Annotated in this window: 17 protein-coding genes (1 of these 17 cut by a window edge); 5 read left to right on the forward strand and 12 right to left on the reverse strand. The window is 73.5% G+C overall.

Annotated features, from left to right (window positions below; all coding sequences use genetic code 11):
- The 7 genes from KPL57_RS10840 to KPL57_RS10870 form a co-directional block, all read right to left on the reverse strand.
- A protein-coding gene (locus KPL57_RS10840; RefSeq protein ID WP_308252842.1) for a 2Fe-2S iron-sulfur cluster binding domain-containing protein crosses the window boundary here: on the reverse strand, positions 1–23 show its start. It extends 295 nt beyond the left edge of the window; 23 of the gene's 318 nt are visible here — the first part of the coding sequence; its start codon is at positions 21–23; the stop codon falls past the left edge of the window.
- A gap of 58 nt (positions 24–81) precedes the next feature.
- The gene (locus tag KPL57_RS10845) at positions 82–879 is read right to left on the reverse strand and encodes a transposase family protein (protein ID WP_226350737.1); all 798 of its coding nucleotides are present in this window, start codon (positions 877–879) and stop codon (positions 82–84) included.
- 91 nt (positions 880–970) lie between these two features.
- The gene (locus KPL57_RS10850) at positions 971–1,195 is read right to left on the reverse strand and encodes a hypothetical protein (protein WP_226351493.1); all 225 of its coding nucleotides are present in this window, start codon (positions 1,193–1,195) and stop codon (positions 971–973) included.
- A gap of 166 nt (positions 1,196–1,361) precedes the next feature.
- A complete protein-coding gene (locus KPL57_RS10855) occupies positions 1,362–2,333 on the reverse strand; it encodes an isocyanide synthase family protein (RefSeq protein ID WP_226351494.1) in 972 nt (323 codons plus the stop codon).
- 58 nt (positions 2,334–2,391) lie between these two features.
- Positions 2,392–3,639 (reverse strand): cytochrome P450, encoded by a 1,248-nt coding sequence (locus KPL57_RS10860; RefSeq protein ID WP_226351495.1) that lies wholly within the window; start codon positions 3,637–3,639, stop codon positions 2,392–2,394.
- A 10-nt stretch (positions 3,640–3,649) separates the two neighbouring features.
- Entirely contained in the window at positions 3,650–5,491 is a 1,842-nt protein-coding gene (gene asnB / locus KPL57_RS10865; protein WP_226351496.1) for an asparagine synthase (glutamine-hydrolyzing), read from the reverse strand.
- The gene (locus KPL57_RS10870; protein ID WP_226351497.1) at positions 5,491–6,864 is read right to left on the reverse strand and encodes an MFS transporter; all 1,374 of its coding nucleotides are present in this window, start codon (positions 6,862–6,864) and stop codon (positions 5,491–5,493) included. The genes asnB and KPL57_RS10870 overlap by 1 nt, the downstream gene beginning before the upstream one ends.
- Before the next feature lie 184 nt (positions 6,865–7,048).
- Here KPL57_RS10870 and KPL57_RS10875 point away from each other — a divergent pair, with 184 nt between their 5' ends.
- The 5 genes from KPL57_RS10875 to KPL57_RS10895 all read left to right on the forward strand — a co-directional run bounded on the left by KPL57_RS10875 (position 7,049) and on the right by KPL57_RS10895 (position 12,684).
- Positions 7,049–8,086: an ABC transporter substrate-binding protein gene (locus KPL57_RS10875; RefSeq protein WP_226351498.1), complete on the forward strand. Its 1,038-nt coding sequence runs from the start codon at positions 7,049–7,051 to the stop codon at positions 8,084–8,086.
- Complete coding sequence (locus KPL57_RS10880) at positions 8,083–9,210, forward strand: iron ABC transporter permease (protein WP_226351499.1); 1,128 nt, start codon at positions 8,083–8,085, stop codon at positions 9,208–9,210. Before KPL57_RS10875 ends, KPL57_RS10880 begins: the two co-directional genes overlap by 4 nt.
- Entirely contained in the window at positions 9,207–9,998 is a 792-nt protein-coding gene (locus KPL57_RS10885) for an ABC transporter ATP-binding protein (RefSeq protein WP_226351500.1), read from the forward strand. The genes KPL57_RS10880 and KPL57_RS10885 overlap by 4 nt, the downstream gene beginning before the upstream one ends.
- Before the next feature lie 135 nt (positions 9,999–10,133).
- Positions 10,134–11,348, forward strand: coding sequence for an MFS transporter (locus KPL57_RS10890; RefSeq protein WP_226351501.1), 1,215 nt, complete (start codon positions 10,134–10,136; stop codon positions 11,346–11,348).
- Positions 11,349–11,490: 142 nt separating this feature from the next.
- A complete protein-coding gene (locus tag KPL57_RS10895) occupies positions 11,491–12,684 on the forward strand; it encodes an epoxide hydrolase family protein (RefSeq protein WP_226351502.1) in 1,194 nt (397 codons plus the stop codon).
- A 10-nt stretch (positions 12,685–12,694) separates the two neighbouring features.
- Here the strand turns inward: KPL57_RS10895 and KPL57_RS10900 are convergent, their stop codons facing one another.
- The 5 genes from KPL57_RS10900 to KPL57_RS10920 form a co-directional block, all read right to left on the reverse strand.
- Positions 12,695–13,300, reverse strand: coding sequence for a response regulator transcription factor (locus KPL57_RS10900; protein ID WP_226351503.1), 606 nt, complete (start codon positions 13,298–13,300; stop codon positions 12,695–12,697).
- Positions 13,301–13,306: 6 nt separating this feature from the next.
- Positions 13,307–14,035 carry a histidine kinase gene (locus tag KPL57_RS10905; protein ID WP_226351504.1) on the reverse strand — a complete coding sequence of 243 codons (729 nt, stop codon included), beginning with the start codon at positions 14,033–14,035 and terminating at the stop codon, positions 13,307–13,309.
- A 392-nt stretch (positions 14,036–14,427) separates the two neighbouring features.
- On the reverse strand, positions 14,428–15,381 hold the full coding sequence (locus KPL57_RS10910) for a hypothetical protein (protein WP_226351505.1): 954 nt from the start codon (positions 15,379–15,381) through the stop codon (positions 14,428–14,430).
- A 434-nt stretch (positions 15,382–15,815) separates the two neighbouring features.
- Positions 15,816–16,397 carry a TetR/AcrR family transcriptional regulator gene (locus tag KPL57_RS10915; protein WP_226351506.1) on the reverse strand — a complete coding sequence of 194 codons (582 nt, stop codon included), beginning with the start codon at positions 16,395–16,397 and terminating at the stop codon, positions 15,816–15,818.
- Positions 16,398–16,486: 89 nt separating this feature from the next.
- On the reverse strand, positions 16,487–17,446 hold the full coding sequence (locus KPL57_RS10920; RefSeq protein WP_226351507.1) for an aldo/keto reductase: 960 nt from the start codon (positions 17,444–17,446) through the stop codon (positions 16,487–16,489).
- Between the last annotated feature and the right edge of the window lie 34 nt (positions 17,447–17,480).

A 17,480-nucleotide genomic window follows, 5' to 3' on the forward strand; every position in this document is an offset into this window, starting at 1 on the left:
CCCTCCGCCTCGCCCCCGCGCAACGACGCGGAGAAGCGCTCGACGTGCAGTGAGCCTTTTTCAACCTGACGTTTGTGCTGGTCAGGTAGCTGTGATCATGAGGGTCTGGACCGCGGCGACGAGCTGGGTGGCCTGGTTGGGGCTGGAGCGGATCTTGCGGAGGATCTTCCAGTTCTTCAGCTCGGCGTTGACCCGTTCACCGGGTGCCCGTCGTCGGGCGTGGGCGGCGTTGACCGCTTTCTGATTCGCTGACAGGGGCCGGTACCGGCCGGTGTCGAGGTCGCGGCGGCGGCGTCGGTGGGGGACGGTGATCGCGGGCCCGCCGCCTTGGTAGGCGGTGTCAGCGATCGCCCGCACCCCGGCGGTGTTGACCGCGTCGATGATCCCGTGGGCGCGGGCGGCACCCATGTCGTGCCGGGCTCCGGGTAGCGGTGGGGAGATCCACACCAGCCTGCCGACGGGGTCGGCGATGACCTGCACGTTCAGGCCGTGGCACTTGTGTTTGCCGGAGTAGAACGCCCGGTCGTAGCCGGATGTCATGCCGACCCGGTCGATACGCAGCAGCGTGCCGTCCAGGATCACGAACGCCTTCCCAGCGGCGACGGTGATGGCCTGTTCCAGGGTCGGGGCGAGCGCGGCGAGCAGACCGATCGCCTCGGTCAGGTACCGGTACACCGTCGCGGTGCTCACCGCGAACCCGCAGGCCAGGGCAGCGTAGGTCTCGCCCTTACGCAGGTAGGCGAGCACCAGCAAGGCCTGCCGACCGGCTGAGAGCCGGCGCCAGCGTGTTCCACGCTGACGCCGATGCCCCCGGAGAAGATCAGCAAGATCACGGACGCTACGGCTGGACACGTTCATCCCGGATGGGTAGGACAGCACACGGGGCTCCTGGCAGACGACGGTTCGACACCCATCCGTCTACCAGGAGCCCCACCCCGGCCGGCCTTCACGCCCCTGACCAGCACAAACGTCAGGTTGAAAAAGGCTCAGTGCCCACGTACTTTCCCAGCGCAAAGGCAAGCCCGATCACCACGAGTGCAACGACTCCCCCGATCACGGCACGCACAAGTGGGGAGTACTCACCGAAATAGCTCTGGACCACGGTGGCGACCAGCAGTACGGCAACCACTGCACCTGTGGCCGGGTAGATCTTCGGCACCTTCTTGCCCTTGTCCGAACCGGTGGACTCGTTCACCCACGTGCCCCCTCTCCCGTGACTTCCGTCCTTGTAGCGCAGACCTGACCGAAGTGCTAGTCGGGCACGGGTGCCACTCACGTGAACCGTCGGCTGCTCGTAGCACAGGCCTCGCCGCCGGTGTCCGGCGGTGGGACGGGCAATCGTCGAAGTACGGCTCGCGTGATCACGGCGACCATCCGGTACCGGGCCGACCGGAGGCGACGTGGTCCGGTCGCCCCGCGCGGCTGACCAGAGCACCCGAACGCCGGGCCCGGTCGGCCCGCTGGAGCGACCAGGTCCCGTCCCGCCCCCGCACCGCGCACGAGTGCCACGGGGTCATCCATGCGTCGTCGGCCGGGACCAGGCGCACACCCAGCTTCGACGAGCCGGCCGGATGCGGGTGGATGGACAGCCGCACGCCGTCGGGGAACCGATCGGCGACCAGCGCGCTCCAGGCGTTGCTGCGGGCCACGACCCGGTAGCCGCGCTCCCGGGAGCGGCGCTGCAGGGCGGCGCGGCTGCCCTCGTGGTCGCCGGCGTCCTCGACGAGGAAGCGCACGATCCCCAGGTAGAGCGCGCGTTCGGAGGGGTCGGCGCGGCAGCGCTCCCGCAACTGCTCGACCGACGGCGCCCACAGCCGGTCGAGCAGCGCACGGCGTTCGGAGTGGCTGCAATCGGGGTAGGCGACCGACAGGTCGAAGAACTCGAAGCCCGGCAGCCGCTCCGCCGCGGCGAGTTCGCGGAGTGCGGCGCCGTAGTCGTCGACGTGCCCGTCGGGCACTCCGATGAGGTCGGCGAAGACGTGCCCGTCGGAGCAGACGAGCACCCGCGCACCCGGTTCGTGCACGGCGGCGATCTCGGCCCGCACGCGGTCCAGGTGGTGCAGCGACAGCCGCTCCCCCGCGTCGGGCAGCCGGCCGAGCACCTTGGCCGGGTTCGGAGACTTGCAGGGGAACGCCGGTAGCACCAGCCGCAGTGGTGTACCGGCGGTGACGGCGGCCCGGATCTGGGCGCGCTGCGGGTCGAAGGCGGAGGGCTCGGGCGCCGGCTCGTCGCGCGGGGCGCGCCGGTGGCGCAGCAGGATGTCGAGGACGTCCTCGACGACGGCGTCGGTGCGGGTCCGGTCGGTGACCGGGTCCGGGGCACAGGCGATCAACGATGCTCCGATCGGCGGGTCGCCACGGGTGACGACGGCGTGGTGGGTGTCGGTCGGGTCAGCGGGCGTGCGACGACGCGTCGTGGGTCACGCGGAGTGCGCGGACACCGCGGCCCAGCACGGCCGGGGTCCAGTCGAGCGCGGCGGGATCGGGGGCGAACCGCATGCCGGGCAGCCGGGCGAGCAGGGTGCCCAACGCGATCTGCAGCTCGACGCGGGCCAGCGCGGCGCCAGGACAGAAGTGGATGCCGTGTCCGAACGCGAGGTGCGGGTTCGGGCTGCGGTCGAGCACCAGCTCGTCGGCTCGGTCGAAGCGGCGCGGGTCGCGGTTGGCCGCGCACAGCGACACGATCACCGAGTCCCCGGCGGGGACCTCGCGGCCGTGCAGCTCGTCGGTCTCGGCGAGGAACCGCCAGGTGGTGAGCTCGAACGCGCTGTCGTAGCGCAGCAGCTCCTCCACCGCACGCGGGAGCAGCTCCGGGTCGGCGGCGAGGCGGTCGAGCTCGTCGGGGCGGTGCAGCAGCGCGACCAGCGCGGTGGTGATCTGGTTCGTCACCGGCTCCTGCCCGGCCACGAGCAGCTGGAAGACCATGGAGTCGAGCTGCTCCGCGGTGAGCTCGTCGGCGTCGCGGGCGGCGACCAGACGGGTGAGCAGCCCGCCGCCGGGCAGGTCCCGCACGCCGTCGACGACCCGCGCGATGTAGTCCTGCAGCCCGTGCAGCAGCCCCTCGTAGTGGGCGCGGCGCGGGTCGGTGGGCCCGACCGGGGCGACGACGCCGCCCCACTCCCGCCGGAACGCCGACGCCAGCTCGTCGGGCAGCCCGATCGCCAGGGCCAGCGCGGCGAACGGGAAGTGGGCGGCGAACCCCGCGACCAGGTCCACCGGTCCGTCGGTGCACGTCAGGTCGTCCAGGAGCCGGTCGGCGATCTCCTGCAGCCGTGGGCGCAGCTCCTCGGCAGCCCGCGGGGTGAAGGACTCGGTCACCAGACGTCGCATCACGGTGTGGGTGGGCGGGTCCTGGTGCAGCAGGTGGACCTGCAGCTGGGAGTGCTGCGGTTCGGGCATGATCGACGCCCGCGCCCGCCAGCGGTCGTTGCCCAGGCGGTGGTCCTTGCCCAGGCGCCGGTCGTTCAGGGTGGTGTGGGCGGCGTCGTAGCCCGTGACCAGCCAGGCGTGCACACCGCTGGGGAACGCCACCCGGTGGATCGGGCAACGGCGGCGCAGCTCCCCGTAGAGCGGGTAGGGGTCGCGCTTGTAGTCCGGGCCGTAGAGCGGGACCGGCTCGGTCTCGTGGTGGGAGATCATCGGTGTCCTCTCAGATCCGCAGCGCGGGCCGCGCGACGTCGAGCCACAGGGCGAGGTCGACGACCCGCTCCAGGCGAAGCCGGGTGCCCCAGTCGAGCCCCTCGGCGGGCGCGTCGAGCAGCGGGTCGATGCGGGTGCGGTCGACGACGTCGGTGACGCCGTCGACGGTCAGGGCGTCGCGGGCCAGCTCCTGCAGCCCGGTGGCGTAGCCGGGGTCGTGGGTGGCCGGGTAGTGGTTCTTGGCCCGCCACAGCACCGAGTCGGGCAGGTGCTTCGCACCCGCTCTGCGCAGCAGCGACTTCTCCCGGCCGTCGCGGGTCTGCTCGCTCCACGGGACCGGGAACGCGTACTCGACGAGGCGGTGGTCGCAGTAGGGCACGCGGACCTCCAGGCCGTGCGCCATCGACAGCCGGTCCTTGCGGTGCAGGAGCTGACGCACCCAGCGGGTGAGCGAGAGGTGCTGCAGCTCGCGCGAGCGGTGCTGCTCGGGTGACTCGTCGTCGTGGTGCGGGACGGCGGCGAGCGCGTCGGCGTAGGTGTCGGCGCGGAACTCGGCGAGCCGCATGACGGCCGCGAGGTCGGGGTGCAGCGGGACCGCCGCGTCGTCGCCGGTGACCAGCAGCCACGGGAACGTCGCCGCGGCCCGCGGACGCTCGGCGTGGAACCAGGGGTAGCCGCCGAACACCTCGTCGGCGGCCTCCCCGGACAGCGCGACCGTCGAGTGCTCGCGGATCCGACCGAACAGCAGGTACAGCGAGGTGTCCATGTCGCCGACGCCGATCGGGGAGTCCCGGGCCGCGACGACGGCGCGCCGGTGCTCCAGGTCGAGCAGCGCCGCCGGGTCGAGCACGGTCACCGAGTGGTCGGTGCCGATGTGCGCCCCGGCCTCGGCCGCGTAGGGGGTGTCGTGCCCGGTGCGCAGGACGTCGCCGGTGAACTCGCGGGCCTGGTCGGTGTAGTCGACGGCGTAGGAGCGCAGCACCGCGTCGGGCCCGTGGCGGTCCCGGAGTTCTGCCGCGGCGAACGCGGTCACGACCGAGGAGTCGAGCCCGCCCGAGAGCAGGCTGCAGATCTCGACGTCGGCCTCCAGCCGGGACCGGGCGGCCCGCTCGACGAGCGCCGCGACGTGGTCGGCGGTCGCCTCGGGGCCGTCGGTGTGCTCACGCAGCTCCAGCTGCCAGTAGCGGCCGGTGCGCACGCCGTCGCCGTCGAACAGCAGCCACCCGCCGGGCTCGACCTCCGCGACACCGGCGTAGACGCCGGGCCAGGTGGAGAACAGCAGCGAGTAGCCGTCGCGCAAGCTCTCGACGTCGGCGACCGGGTCGATACCGGGGTGGGCGAACAGGGCCTTGGGCTCGGAGCCGAACGCGACGCCACCGGTCGGGGTGCGGGCCCAGTACAAAGGTTTGACGCCGAGCCGGTCGCGGCCCAGTACGAGCCGGCCGGTCGGCTGGTCCCACACCGCGAACGCGAACATGCCCTCCAGCCGGTCGAGCACGGCGAGCCCCCACTCCCGGTACCCGGCGAGCACGACCTCGGTGTCGCTGCGCGTGTCGAACCGGTGCCCGCGCGAGCGCAGCTCGGCGCGCAGCTCGTGGTGGTTGTAGACCTCACCGGAGTAGGACAGGACGGTGCGGGTGCCCTCGCTGCCGGCGAGCATCGGCTGCACGCCACCGTCGAGGTCGATCACCGCGAGGCGGCGGTGCCCGAGCGCGGCGCGTTCGTCGTGCCACACCCCACCGGCGTCGGGCCCGCGCAGAACCTGGGTCGCGGCCATGGCCTCGGCGACCGCGCGGAGCGCCGCCGGGTCGGCGACGGGAGCGGGCTCGGCCAGGCCGGCGATGCCACACATCAGGGGATCTCCTCGGTGGTGGGACGGTCGCGCTGCCCGATCAGCAGCAACGCGGCGACGACGGCCGTGAGCGCCGTGACGACGAGGGCGGGACGGGTGGCGAGCACCGTGCCGTCGGTGTTCCAGGCGAGCGCGGCGGCGGCCGGGCCGACCGCGAAACCGAGGGCGCGGGCGCACTGCACGCCGGCGCCGGCGGTCGCCATCCGGTCCCGCGCGGCCCCGGCGAGGACGAGCACCTGGGTGGGGCCGCCGTAGAGCCCGGTGCCCAGTCCGGCCAGCGCCACCCGCCAGGCGACGTCGACCGGGGTCCAGGACCCCCCGTCGGGCAGCGCGGCGAGCAGCGTGAAGCCGACCGCGGCGAGGGCGACGCCCGCGACCGCGACCGCGCGCGGGGAGAAGCGGTCGGCGAGCCGGCCAGCTGGCGGCCCGGCCACGACCATCCCCAGCGGGAACGCCAGCAGCGCCAGCCCCGCGGCGGCGGGACCGGAGCCCCCGGCCTGCAACCCGACGGCGACCAGGTACGAGGCGGCCGCGAACGCCCCGGCGAGCAGGGCCACGGCGGCGGCGGGCGCGACGCCACGCGGCCGAAGCGCCGCGGCGACCGCGCGAGCGCCGGGGCGCGACGCCGAGGTGACGAGCGCGGCGACCGCGACCACGACCGCCGCGGCCACCACCGCCGGACCGGCGAGAACACCGGTGGCGACGGCACACACGAGTCCGAGACCGGCGACGAGCAGTGCGGCGTCGACCAGATCCGCCCGGTCCGGCCCGGCCAGCACCCCGGCCGGGATCCTGGACCGGCGGACCAGCACGACCGCGACCAGCGACAACGCGACCACCGGGACGAACGCGACGCGCCAGCCGGCCAGCTCGATCATCGGCCCGCCCACCGCGGGACCCAGCACCCCGCCGATCGGGCCGGCCGTCGCGGGCACCGCCATCGCCCGGCCCCGACGCTGCGGGGCGACCGCGGCCACCGCGAGCACCGGCATGAGCACCATCAGCACCGCGCCGCCGGCACCCTGCAGGACGCGCAGCCCGACCAGCACCGGCAGCGACGGCGCGACCACGGCCGTGAGGTTCGCGGCGGCGAAGACGCCGACGGCGGTGAGCAGCGCGGGGCGCACGGCGACCCGGTCCAGCCACCGACCCGCCGGCAGCAGCAGCGCCACGGCCGGGATCGCATACGCCAGCACGACCCACTGGACCGACCGGGGATCGGCGCCGAATCCCTCCGCGATCCGCGGCAGGGCCACGGTGACGACGTTCATGTCGAACATCGCCGTGAACGACAGCAGGCCCGCCACCGCGACCGCGGCCCGGTCGTCACGCACCTGCCCGGCCGGCTCCGACGCCGTTCCGTCCTCGACCACTCCACCTCCGATCGCCACACCGTCGAGTGACGAGTCGTCACCACACGTGGTCGGGTTCCCGGGCGATACGGCCGAACGGCGCGATCCACGTCACACGTCGTGACGACGACCGGAGGAACTGATCGACCGCGGACGCCGACTGGTGAGGTGTCCAGGACGAGTACGGCATGAAGGACGTGTGCGGGTGCGACGACACCGACGGACGATCACGACGGCAGTGGCCGCCCTCGCCACCACGGTCCTCCTGCTGGCCGGGTGCGGCAGCGGCGCACCGGCCGCCCGCGACCACGCCGGTCACGAGGGCATGGACGGGGGCGGATCGTCGGCGGGCGGTGCCGGACACCCGGCCGCACCCGCCTGCCCTCCGGTGCCGCAGCTCGCGGCCCCGCCCCGGCGCGTGGTCACCATGGACGGTGGCGCCGCCGCGATCCTGACCGAGCTCGGCCAACGTGACCGGATCGTCGGCACCGCCGCCCCGGACTTCTTCGCCGCCTTCACCGGCGCCGAGCGGACCGAGCTCGACTCGATCCCGGTGCTGGACCCCGGACAGGGCAGCACCGAGTCGGTCGTCGCGGCGAAGCCCGACCTCGTCGTCGGGATCTCCAGCTACAGCTTCGGCGGTTTCGACGGCACCCCCTCGGTGGAGCGGCTGCAGCAGGCCGGCGCCGCCAGTCTGGTGGCCTGCGAGGACGCACCCTCGCCGGTGCAGGACATCGATGAGACCTACACGTTCATCCAGCAGGTCGCGACCGTCTTCGGCGCGCAGGAACGGGGCACGCAGCTGGTCGACCGGATCAAAGCCCAGGTCGCCGCGGCGGCACCCGCCCCCGGCACCGCGCCGGTCCGGGTGCTGGCGCTGTCCTCTGCCCCGCAGACCGCCCAGCCGCTGATGACCCAGGGCGGCTCCGGCCTCGCCAACGGCATCATCACCCTCGCCGGCGGGCAGAACATCGCCGCCGACCAGGACGCCGACTTCGCGAGCCTGTCCGCCGAGCAGGTCGCCGCGCTCGACCCGCAGGCGATCGTCGTGATCACCGGGTTCTCCCCGCAGAGCGACGCCGAGCTGACCGCGGCCATCCGGTCCAGCCCCGTCCTCGCCTCGACGACCGCGGTGCGCGAGAACCGACTGGTCACCGTTCCGCAGTCGATCACCCTGTCCCCCAGCGTGCTCAACGGGCAGGCCGTCGCCACGATCGCCAAGGGCATCCACGGCACCGGATGACCACCCACGACGAGACCGCGCGGACCGGCAGGCCCTCCGGAGGTCCGGGCTCACCCCTGCCGTCCCCGGCTCCCGCGACCGGCGGCCTGCTCGGCCGGGTCCCGCCGGCGGCGGTGCTCACCGGGCTGCTGCTCGCCCTGCTGGCCTCGGTCGTCGTGGCGATCGGGCTCGGCCCCGTGTCGATCCCGCCCGGCAGGGTGCTCGACGCCGTGACGGCCCACCTGGCCGGGGGTTCCTCCGGGATCGACCGGGCCGAGGACTTCATCGTCTGGGAGCTGCGTACCCCGCGGGTGCTGCTCGGCGTCGTCGTCGGGGCGGGGCTGGCCGTCGCCGGGCTGCTGGTGCAGGCGATGGTCCGCAACCCGATCGGCGACCCCTACATCCTGGGGCTGTCGTCGGGTGCCTCGGTCGGCGCCGTCCTGGTCATCACCACGATCGGGACCGCGACGGCCGGGCTGTTCACCCTGCCCGCCGCCGCGTTCGCCGGTGCGGTGCTCACCGGGGTGGGCGTCTTCGTCCTGTCCCGGGTCCGTGGACGGCTGCACGCGACCCGGATGGTGCTCGCCGGCGTCGCGGTCGGGCAGCTGCTCGGTGGTGTCACCTCGTTCCTGCTGCTGCGCACCCGCAACACCGATGCCCAGCAGCAGGTCCTGTTCTGGATGCTCGGAAGCCTCGCCGGGGCCCGCTGGGACCTGCTCGGGTTGTCCGCAGCGGTGGTCGGGGTGCTGCTGGTGCCGTTGTGGTGGCAGGCGAACCGGGTCAACCTGCTCGTACTCGGCGAGGACGCGGCCTCGGCTCTCGGTACCGACCCGACCCGGCTGCGAGCGGCGCTGTTCGTCCTCACCGGGCTGCTCACCGGGGCGGTCGTCGCGGTGTCGGGCAGCATCGGGTTCGTCGGACTGGTCGTGCCGAACCTGGCCCGGCTGCTGTTCGGCGCCGACCACCGCCGCACCCTGCCGGTGTGCGTGCTGCTCGGTGCGCTGGTCGTCGTCTGGTCCGACACCGCCGCCCGTCTCGTGCTCGCCCCGACCGAGCTCCCGATCGGCATCCTCACCGCCGCGATCGGCGTGCCCTTCTTCCTGTACGTGCTGCGCCGCAGCGCGGCCGGGGCGGTGGGGGTGTGAGCTCCCGGCTCGTGATCGACGGCGTCAGCGTCGGCCACGGCGGGGACCCGGTCGTGCACGACGCCACCCTGACCGTCCCCGACGGCGCGGTGCTCGCCCTCGTCGGGCCCAACGGATCGGGCAAGTCCACCCTGCTCAAGAGCCTCTACCGGGTGCTCAAGCCAGTGCGCGGGCATCTGCTGCTCGGCGACGACGACCTGGTCGCGATGCCGCACCGCGACAACGCCCGCGCGGTCGGGGTGCTCTCCCAGGACGACCCCGGCGGGTTCGACTTCACCGCGTGGGAGGCCGTGATGCTCGGTCGCTCCCCGCACCTGGGCACGTTCGGGCGTCCCGGCCCCGGCGACGCCGCCGTCGTCGCCGACGCGCTGGAGCGCACCGGCTGTACCGCGTTCTCCGCCCGCCCGCTGTCGGAGCTGTCCGGCGGGGAACGCCAACGGGTGCTCCTCGCCCGTGCGCTGGCCCAGCAGCCCCGGGTCCTGGTGCTCGACGAGCCCACCAACCACCTCGACCCCCGTCACCAGCTCGGAGTCCTGCGGCTGGCGAGGGACCTCGGGATCACCGTCGTCGCCGCGCTGCACTCCCTCGACCTCGCCGCCCAGTACGCCGACCTGGTCGCCGTGCTGTCCGCGGGCCGCATCGCGGCACTGGGCGCACCGACCGAAGTGTTGACCCCCGGGCTGCTCGCGGCGCACTTCCGGGTCGACGGCTCGATCGTCGCGGACCCCGTGACCGGGGCGCCCCGGGTACTGCTGCGGGAGCTGGACGCCGGTCGGGCCGCTGAGTGACCGCACCGGCACCCGGCCTGCTCATCTCCGGATTCGCTCGCGCTCGGCACCGGGGTCGCGGCAGTATCACGGCTCGTGGAGACGAACCCCTGTGACGGCCGCCGACCGCCGTGGCGCGGCGATGCCGCTGCACCGGTGATCGACGAGAGCGGAGACCGGACGGTCCGCCGGGTCCGCATCACCCAGCTCGTCGGGTCCACCGTCGACGGCGCCGTTCTCGCGACGGCGGTGCTGTACTTCAGCACCCGGGTCGGGTTGGCGGCCGAGACTGTCGGGCTCGTGCTCGCCGTCGCGGCCGCGTGCGCACTGGGTTTGTCCGTGCCCATCGGGGTGCTGGCCGACGCTGTCGGTCTGCGCCGGGCGGGCGTGGCGCTGAGCGGTCTGGTCGTGGTCTCGCTCGTGGTCTACGCCCTGGCCGGCGGGCTCGTCTCCTACGCGGCCGGGGCGATCTGCTTCGTCGTCGCGCAGGCGGGGATCGGCGCGGTCCGCCAGGCCGTCGTCGCCGCGGCGGTGGCACCGGAGGACCGCGTACGAGCCCGGGCGGCGCTGCACGCACTGCTCAACGCCGGGATGGGACTGGGCACGGTGTGGGGCGCGGTCGTCCTGGCCGCCGACTCGGCGGCGCTCTACCGGGCGACGTTCGTCGGGGGCGCCGCTGCGGCACTGGTCTGCACCGTCCTGTTCGCCGGGCTGCCCGCGACGGCCCCGACGAGGGGCGGGATGGCGGCGGGACGGCGCCCGGGGCTCGCCGCCCTGCGTGACGGCCGGTTCGTCACGGTGACCGGCCTGTCGGCGCTGCTGCAGCTCACCATGCCGGTGCTCAGCGTGATCCTGCCGCTCTGGGTGGCTACCAGGACCGGTGCCCCGGAGTGGGTCGCTGCCGTCGCGCTCGGGCTGAACACGATCCTGGTCCTCCTTCTCCAGACCGCCTGGGCTGCGAGGATCGGCTCCGTCACGGCCGCCCGGCGCTCGGCCGTGACGGCAGGGACCGCACTGCTCGTCTCGTGTGTCCTGATCGGACTCGCGGGCAGCGTAGGCGGGGCGGTGCTGCCCACCGTGCTCGTCCTGATCGGGGTGACGGTTCTGACCGCGGGCGAGATCGGGGCGGGCGCGGCGACGTGGTTCGTCGCGTTTCGCTCCGTCCCGGAGGGCGCCCAGGGCCAGTACCAGGCCGTGTTCGGGATGGCGGCCTCGTTCGCGCGGATCATCGGACCGGCGCTGGTGCTACCGCTCGTCCTCGCCACCGGCGAGATCGGGTGGTTGGCGGTCGGCGCCGTGATGGCCGCCGCGGGAATCGTGCTCTCGGCGATCACCGGGCGATCCGACCGAACTCCGCCGCAGCTCGGCTGATCGGAGACCATCGCACGCGCTCACCGGTAGATGCCGATGTCACCGTCCGGTCCGGGACTACGGCATCTGCCGGTCGATTCGGCGTGCGGCCAGGCTGGTCTCACTGCCCCGACGGCAGCCACCCCTCCGGGAAGGACCGACCATGACCACCGCCACCGACCAGGACGTCGAGCTGCGCCCCTTCCGCATCGACGTCCCGCAGGCCGCGCTCGACGACCTGTCCGACCGCCTCGCCCGCACTCGCTGGGCCCCGGAGCTTCCGGGCGTCGGTTGGGAACGCGGCGTGGCGATCGGCCACGTGCGCGAGCTGGCCGAGTACTGGCGCACGACCTACGACTGGCGAGCGCACGAGGCGGCCCTCAACGCGTTCCCGCAGTTCACCACCGTCATCGACGGCCAGGAGATTCACTTCCTGCACGTGCGCTCGCCCGAACCCGACGCCATGCCGCTGCTGATGTGCCACGGCTGGCCGAGCTCTGTCGTGGAGTTCCAGCGCGTCATCGGCCCGCTCACCGACCCCCGGGCGCACGGCGGGGACCCGGCGCACGCCTTCCATCTCGTGCTGCCGTCGCTGCCCGGGTTCGGCTTCTCCCCACCGGTCACGGAACCGGGCTGGGGCATGGTGCGGACCACCGCGGCCTTCGCAGAGCTCATGCGTCGGCTCGGCTACTCCCGGTACGGCACACAGGGCGGGGATGCGGGCGCCGGGATCGTCGCGATGCTCGCCGGCCTCGCGCCGATGGCCGGCGGCCAGGTGGCCGGGATCCACCTGAACGGCCCGTCGAGCTTCGGGCCGCCCGCGGACGAGGCCACCCTGGACGACGCCGGGAAGGTGCGGGCACGGCGGGCCGCCGAGTTCGCCGCCACGGGTACCGGCTACCTGCAGCTGCAGTCACACCAGCCCTCCACCATCGGTGTCGCTCTGCACGACTCGCCGGTCGCCCAACTCGCCTGGATCACGGAGAAGTTCCAGGCGTGGACCGACCCGGCCCGGCGGCTACCCGACGAGGCCGTCGACCGTGACCAGCTGCTGACGACCGTCACCGCGACGTGGCTGTGGGGGTCCGGGGCGGGATCGGCCCAGTTCCTGTACGAGTCGATGCACGGCGCGATGCCCTGGACGCCACCGGCCGGGGACGACACGGCGTCCTGGGAGGGACCGGTCGTCCCCACCGCGGTGGCGGTGTTCGCCGCGGACAACTCCATCCGTTCCGAGATCGACACCGGGAACATCGCACGCTGGACCGAGTTCGACGTCGGCGGGCACTTCCCCGCCATGGAGACGCCGGAGCTGCTGGTCGACGACGTCCGCGCGTTCTACGCGGGTCTGCGCTGATCGGCTGCGGTCAGCGCGACCGTAGCCACCCGGCGCGGCGGGCCGTTTCGATGGCGTCGATGCGGTTCCGCCCGCCGACCTTGGCGATGGCGTTGGACAGGTAGTTGCGCACGGTGGTCGGCGAGAGGTAGAGCTGCCTGCCGATCTCGTCGGTGGTGAGGCCGGTGGCGGCCAGGCCGAGGACGTCGGTCTCGCGGGGGGTCAGGGGGTTCGCGCCGGTCTCCAGCGCGGCGGCCACCAGGTCCGGATCGAGCACCCGCTCGCCCGCGGCGACCCGGCGCACGGCGTGCGCCAGCGTCGTCGCCGGCGCTGCCTTCAGCACGAATCCCCGCACGTGCGACTGCAGCGCCTCGAGCATGTGGCCGGGCTGGTCGAGCCCGGTCAGAATCAGTGTGCGGACGTGCGGCAGCTCGTCGTGCAGGGAGCGGGCCACCATCAGGCCGTCGGCACCGGGCATGTCGATGTCCAGGACGGCGACGTCCGGACCGAGCTCCCTGGCCACCGGGAGGACGTCGTCGCCGCGGCGCAGCTCGGCGACGACGTCGACGTCGGGCTCCAGCCCGAGCAACGCCACCAGCGCGCCGCGGATCATGTCCTGGTCCTCGGCGACGAGCACCCCGGATCACGACGGGTGCCCGACCCGGGCCGAGGGCACCGGCACGTCGACGTGCAGCCGGAACCGTCGTGCCTCGTGCTCGACCCGCAGGGTGCCACCGAGCTCGCGGACCCGGCTCGCGAGACCGTCCAGTCCGGAGCCGTCGCCACCGGGGCCGGCCGGGGCGTCGTTCTCGATCGTCATCGTGAGCCTGCCCGGTGATCGGTCGAACACGATCGCGCACGCCGTCGCGTCGCTGTGCCGCAGCACGTTGGTCACTCCCTCCCGCACTGCCCAGCCCAGCAGTGCGTCCTGGTCGGTGGGCAGCCCGTCCGGGTCGCCGGTGACGTGCACGACGACTCCGGCGGCGTCGAGCAGCCGGACGGCCCCGGCCACCTCGGCGTCCAGCCGCACGGCCCGCAGGTCGACCGTGGTGGCGCGCAGGTCGGCCAGCGCGGAGCGGGCGATGGTCGCGAGATCCTCGGTCTCGCGCGTCGCCCGCTCCGGGTCGACGTCCCGCAGCCGCCCGGCGAGCTCCCCTTTGAGCACGACCGCCGACAGGCTCTGTCCGAGCAGATCGTGCAGGTCACGGGACACGCGCAGCCGCTCACGCTGCACCGCCACCTCGGCCAGCTCGGCGCGGACCCGCGCGAGCCTGTCCAGCTCGACGGCCAGCTGCGCGTGCACGACCAGCCCACCCGCACCCAACAGGAACACCGTCGGCGTGTAGACGGCGAACCACGCGAGGAAGGGCACCCATGTCCGCGGTCTCCGCCAGACCCAGCACGAGCTGCACCACCAGTGCGGGCAGGAGCCACGCGAACGGGTACCGGCCGGGGAGCAACATGACCGAGGACGCACCGACCAGGAACCATCCGACGGTGCCGGGAACCCCGAGCAGTCCCATCGCGACGACCGTCCCCACCAGCGACGTCAGGGTCGCCGGCCAGGCCGCGGCCCGCTCGCCGCGTACGGCGGCCCGGCTGTGGTGGATCTGGCACGCCGCCGCCACCAGGGAGAGCAGACCCCACGGTGATCCTCCGAGATCCCCGCCGAAGTCGGTGAGCGACTGGACGACGACGAACCCCAGCAGGCCGGCGTGCATACCGATGCCGACCAGCAGTACCTGGCGCTGCTGGGGCGTGCGCTCAGCCACGGTCCGCCGCCCGGTTCTCGACGGTGACGCGCGGATCGCCGGTGGTGGGCTCGACGACCAGGACGACCCGGTGCCGCACGTCGCGGGCCAGCAGATCGACGACGGCGCGGCGCAGCGCCGCCCGGAACTCGGGTGTTGCGGGCCGGCTCAGGTCGACGTCCGCGGCGTGCAGCACCACGGGCGAGCCGGAGGCCGTCAGCAGCGCAAGGGCGGTGTCGATCTCATGGGCCCGGCTCCGGGCCCGGTGGCCGCCGAGGACCCTGCGGGCCCGCAGCAGGGCGTCGCGGGCGTCGTCGACGACGGCCGGCAGAGCGCTCGGCGTCACGGTGGCCGCTCGCTCCAGCACCGGGGCGACGACCTCCCGCAGCGAGCCGACGATCCGGAAGCGCTCGGTGACCACGGCGAGGTCGCGCAGCTCGTGCTGCGCGGCACGCAGCCGCCGGCGCGCCGCCACCAGCCAGATGACCCCGTACAGCGCGCTGACCCGGAACACCAGCGAGAACACGTAGTAGCTCGCGGTCAACCCGTCGGCTCGGACCACACCCACGAGGAGGACGACGGCGCAGCAGCCCCCGAGTACCGCGAGCGCAGTCCGCAGCGGTCGGACCAGGAACGCGCCGAGCGCCACGAAGACCAGCATCATCGCCCAGGCGCCGCCGATGACGACGGCGGCCACCCCGGACGTGACCAGCAGCGCGGCGAACACCGCTCCGCCGCGCGGTGCGACGGTCCCGCGCACGGCGAACCACACTAGGTACAGATGCAGGGGTGTCGTGAGGAGGACGCCGATCGCGACCGGAACCAGCCCCGCCCGATAGGGCTCCACCACCGCGGAGCGACCGAGCTCGACCAGCGGGATCAGCGCGCAGAACCCGACGACGAGGTGTCCCAGGAACCCGACGGGTCCGCGGTCGACGTCCGCTGGGTGGCTCGGCCGTCGGTCCACCGTCGGATCGTAGAGCACACCCCGCCGGACCTGACCCGGATCGAAGCACCGGCCGGTCCGATGAACTGCACTGATCTGTGGTCCACCCGGGACGCCTGGCCGGCGTCGATCCCGCGATGCTCCATCAGGTCGGAGACGACCCGGCGGCGCACTCGAGACCGAACAGAGAGACCTCGCCTCGGCACTGCCGAACTCGCTCCTGGTTGCCGGCGCTGCTCGCGCACCGATCCGGCTGCTCCCCCGGTCCCTGGTCCTGCGCACCTTCTCCACCTGAACGCCGTCGCCGCACGTGTCACGAGCGGAGACACCCGCGAGGTCGCACCGTCGCGCGCCACGGACCGGGGGCCGGCCCGTTCGTGCTTCCGAGCCGGCTCAGCCGGCCGCCGTTCGACCCGGCTCGCCGCTGTCGCCCCGCGGTGCTTCGAGGGTCTCGGTCAGCCTGCATCCTGCGTCGACGAAGGACTGCGGACGGGTGTCGAGCCGCGGTCGGGGCGCAGGAGACCGTCGAGTGCCGCCTCGACCAGTCGTCCCACCGCTTCGGCATCGATCTCCCCGTGGCCGACGAGCAGCCGGAAGATGAGGGGAGAGAAGAGCAGGTCGATCGCGGTGTCGGCGTCGATGTCGGGATGTGCCTCGCCGCGAGCCCGGACGCGTTCCCAGAGCACTCGCGTCTGGGCCCGGCGATGCTCGAAGAACCGGTCACGGAGCTGCTCGGCGGCCTGAGGATCGCTCGCGCACGCTCCGATGAGCTGGCGCAGGACAACCCCGGCGGGGCTGCGGTAGTAGGCGGCGACATGACCGACCTGCTCGAGCAGGTCCCGCCGGCTGTCGCCGGTATCGGCCACCGGGACGTCGTGGCTCATGGTTTCGGCGAACGCGTCGATCGCGAGGGCGAGACGATGCGGCCAGTAGCGGTAGATGGTGGGCTTGCTGACTCCCGACGCGGCGCTGACCGCCTCGATGGTCACTGCAGGCACGCCCTTGTCGCGGAGGATGTCAGCAGTCGTCGCGAGCACGGTGGCCTGGATGCGGGGGTCGCGGGGGCGCCCGGGCCGGCGCGGCGGGGCGGCGTCCGCCGCCGCCCCGCCGTCGTGCGCCTGCGGGCTCAACGGACCGAGGGCGCCGCGGGGCGAGGCCCGCCCACGCTGCCGGGGCCGTAGCGTTCGCCGCTGACCCTCTCTCCGAGCGGCGCCAGCTCCGAGAGCGCCTGCTCGTCGCGGACGAGGTCGAGCGCGGCGAGGTTCTCCCCGATCCGCTCGGGACGGATGGTACCAGGGATGGTGGTCACCGAGGTGCCCAACCGCTCGGCCTGTGCGTAGGTCCAGGCGAGCGCGACCTGTGCAGGCTTGGCGCCCAGTCGCTGCGCCACGGCCCGCACGACCTCGGCGATGCCCTCGTTCGCGTCGCCCGCCTCGCCCTGGAACCGGGGGTTGCGGCTGCGGAAGTCGGTCGAGGCCAGCTTCCTGCGATCGATCGTGCCGGTCAGGAACCCGCGTCCCAGCGGGGCGTAGGCGACCAGACCGACACCGAGCTCGGCCATCACCGGGGTGACCTGCTCGACATCGCGGGTCCACAACGAGTACTCCGACTGCACCGCAGCGATGGGGTGCACCGCGTGGGCTCGGCGAAGCTCCGCCGCACTGACCTCGGAGAGACCGAGCGCACGGACTTTGCCCTGGCTGACCAGCTCGGCCATCGCGGCGACGGTCTCCTCGATGGCGACGTCCTGCGGCGGGCGATGCAGGTAGTACAGGTCGATCACATCGACCCCCAGACGCAGCAGCGAGGCCTCGCAGCACCGCTGGACGTAGGCGGCTTCGCCGCGGAAGCGACGGTTGGCGTCGCCGCCACTGCGGTCGATGCGGAACTTGGTCGCCAGCCGGACCCGATCCCGCCGGTCATGGATCGCCCGACCGACCAGGACCTCGTTGTGCCCGGAGCCGTAGATGTCGGCGGTGTCGAGCAGCGAGACGCCCTGCTCGATCGCCTCGTGGATCGTCGCGATCGAGCGGTCCCAGTCCGCCCGGCCGTAGTGCTCGCTCATCCCCATGCAGCCCAATCCCATCTCCGGGACCTCGATGTCTCCCAAGCGGTGTGAT

The organism is Pseudonocardia sp. ICBG601 (genome assembly GCF_020496245.1).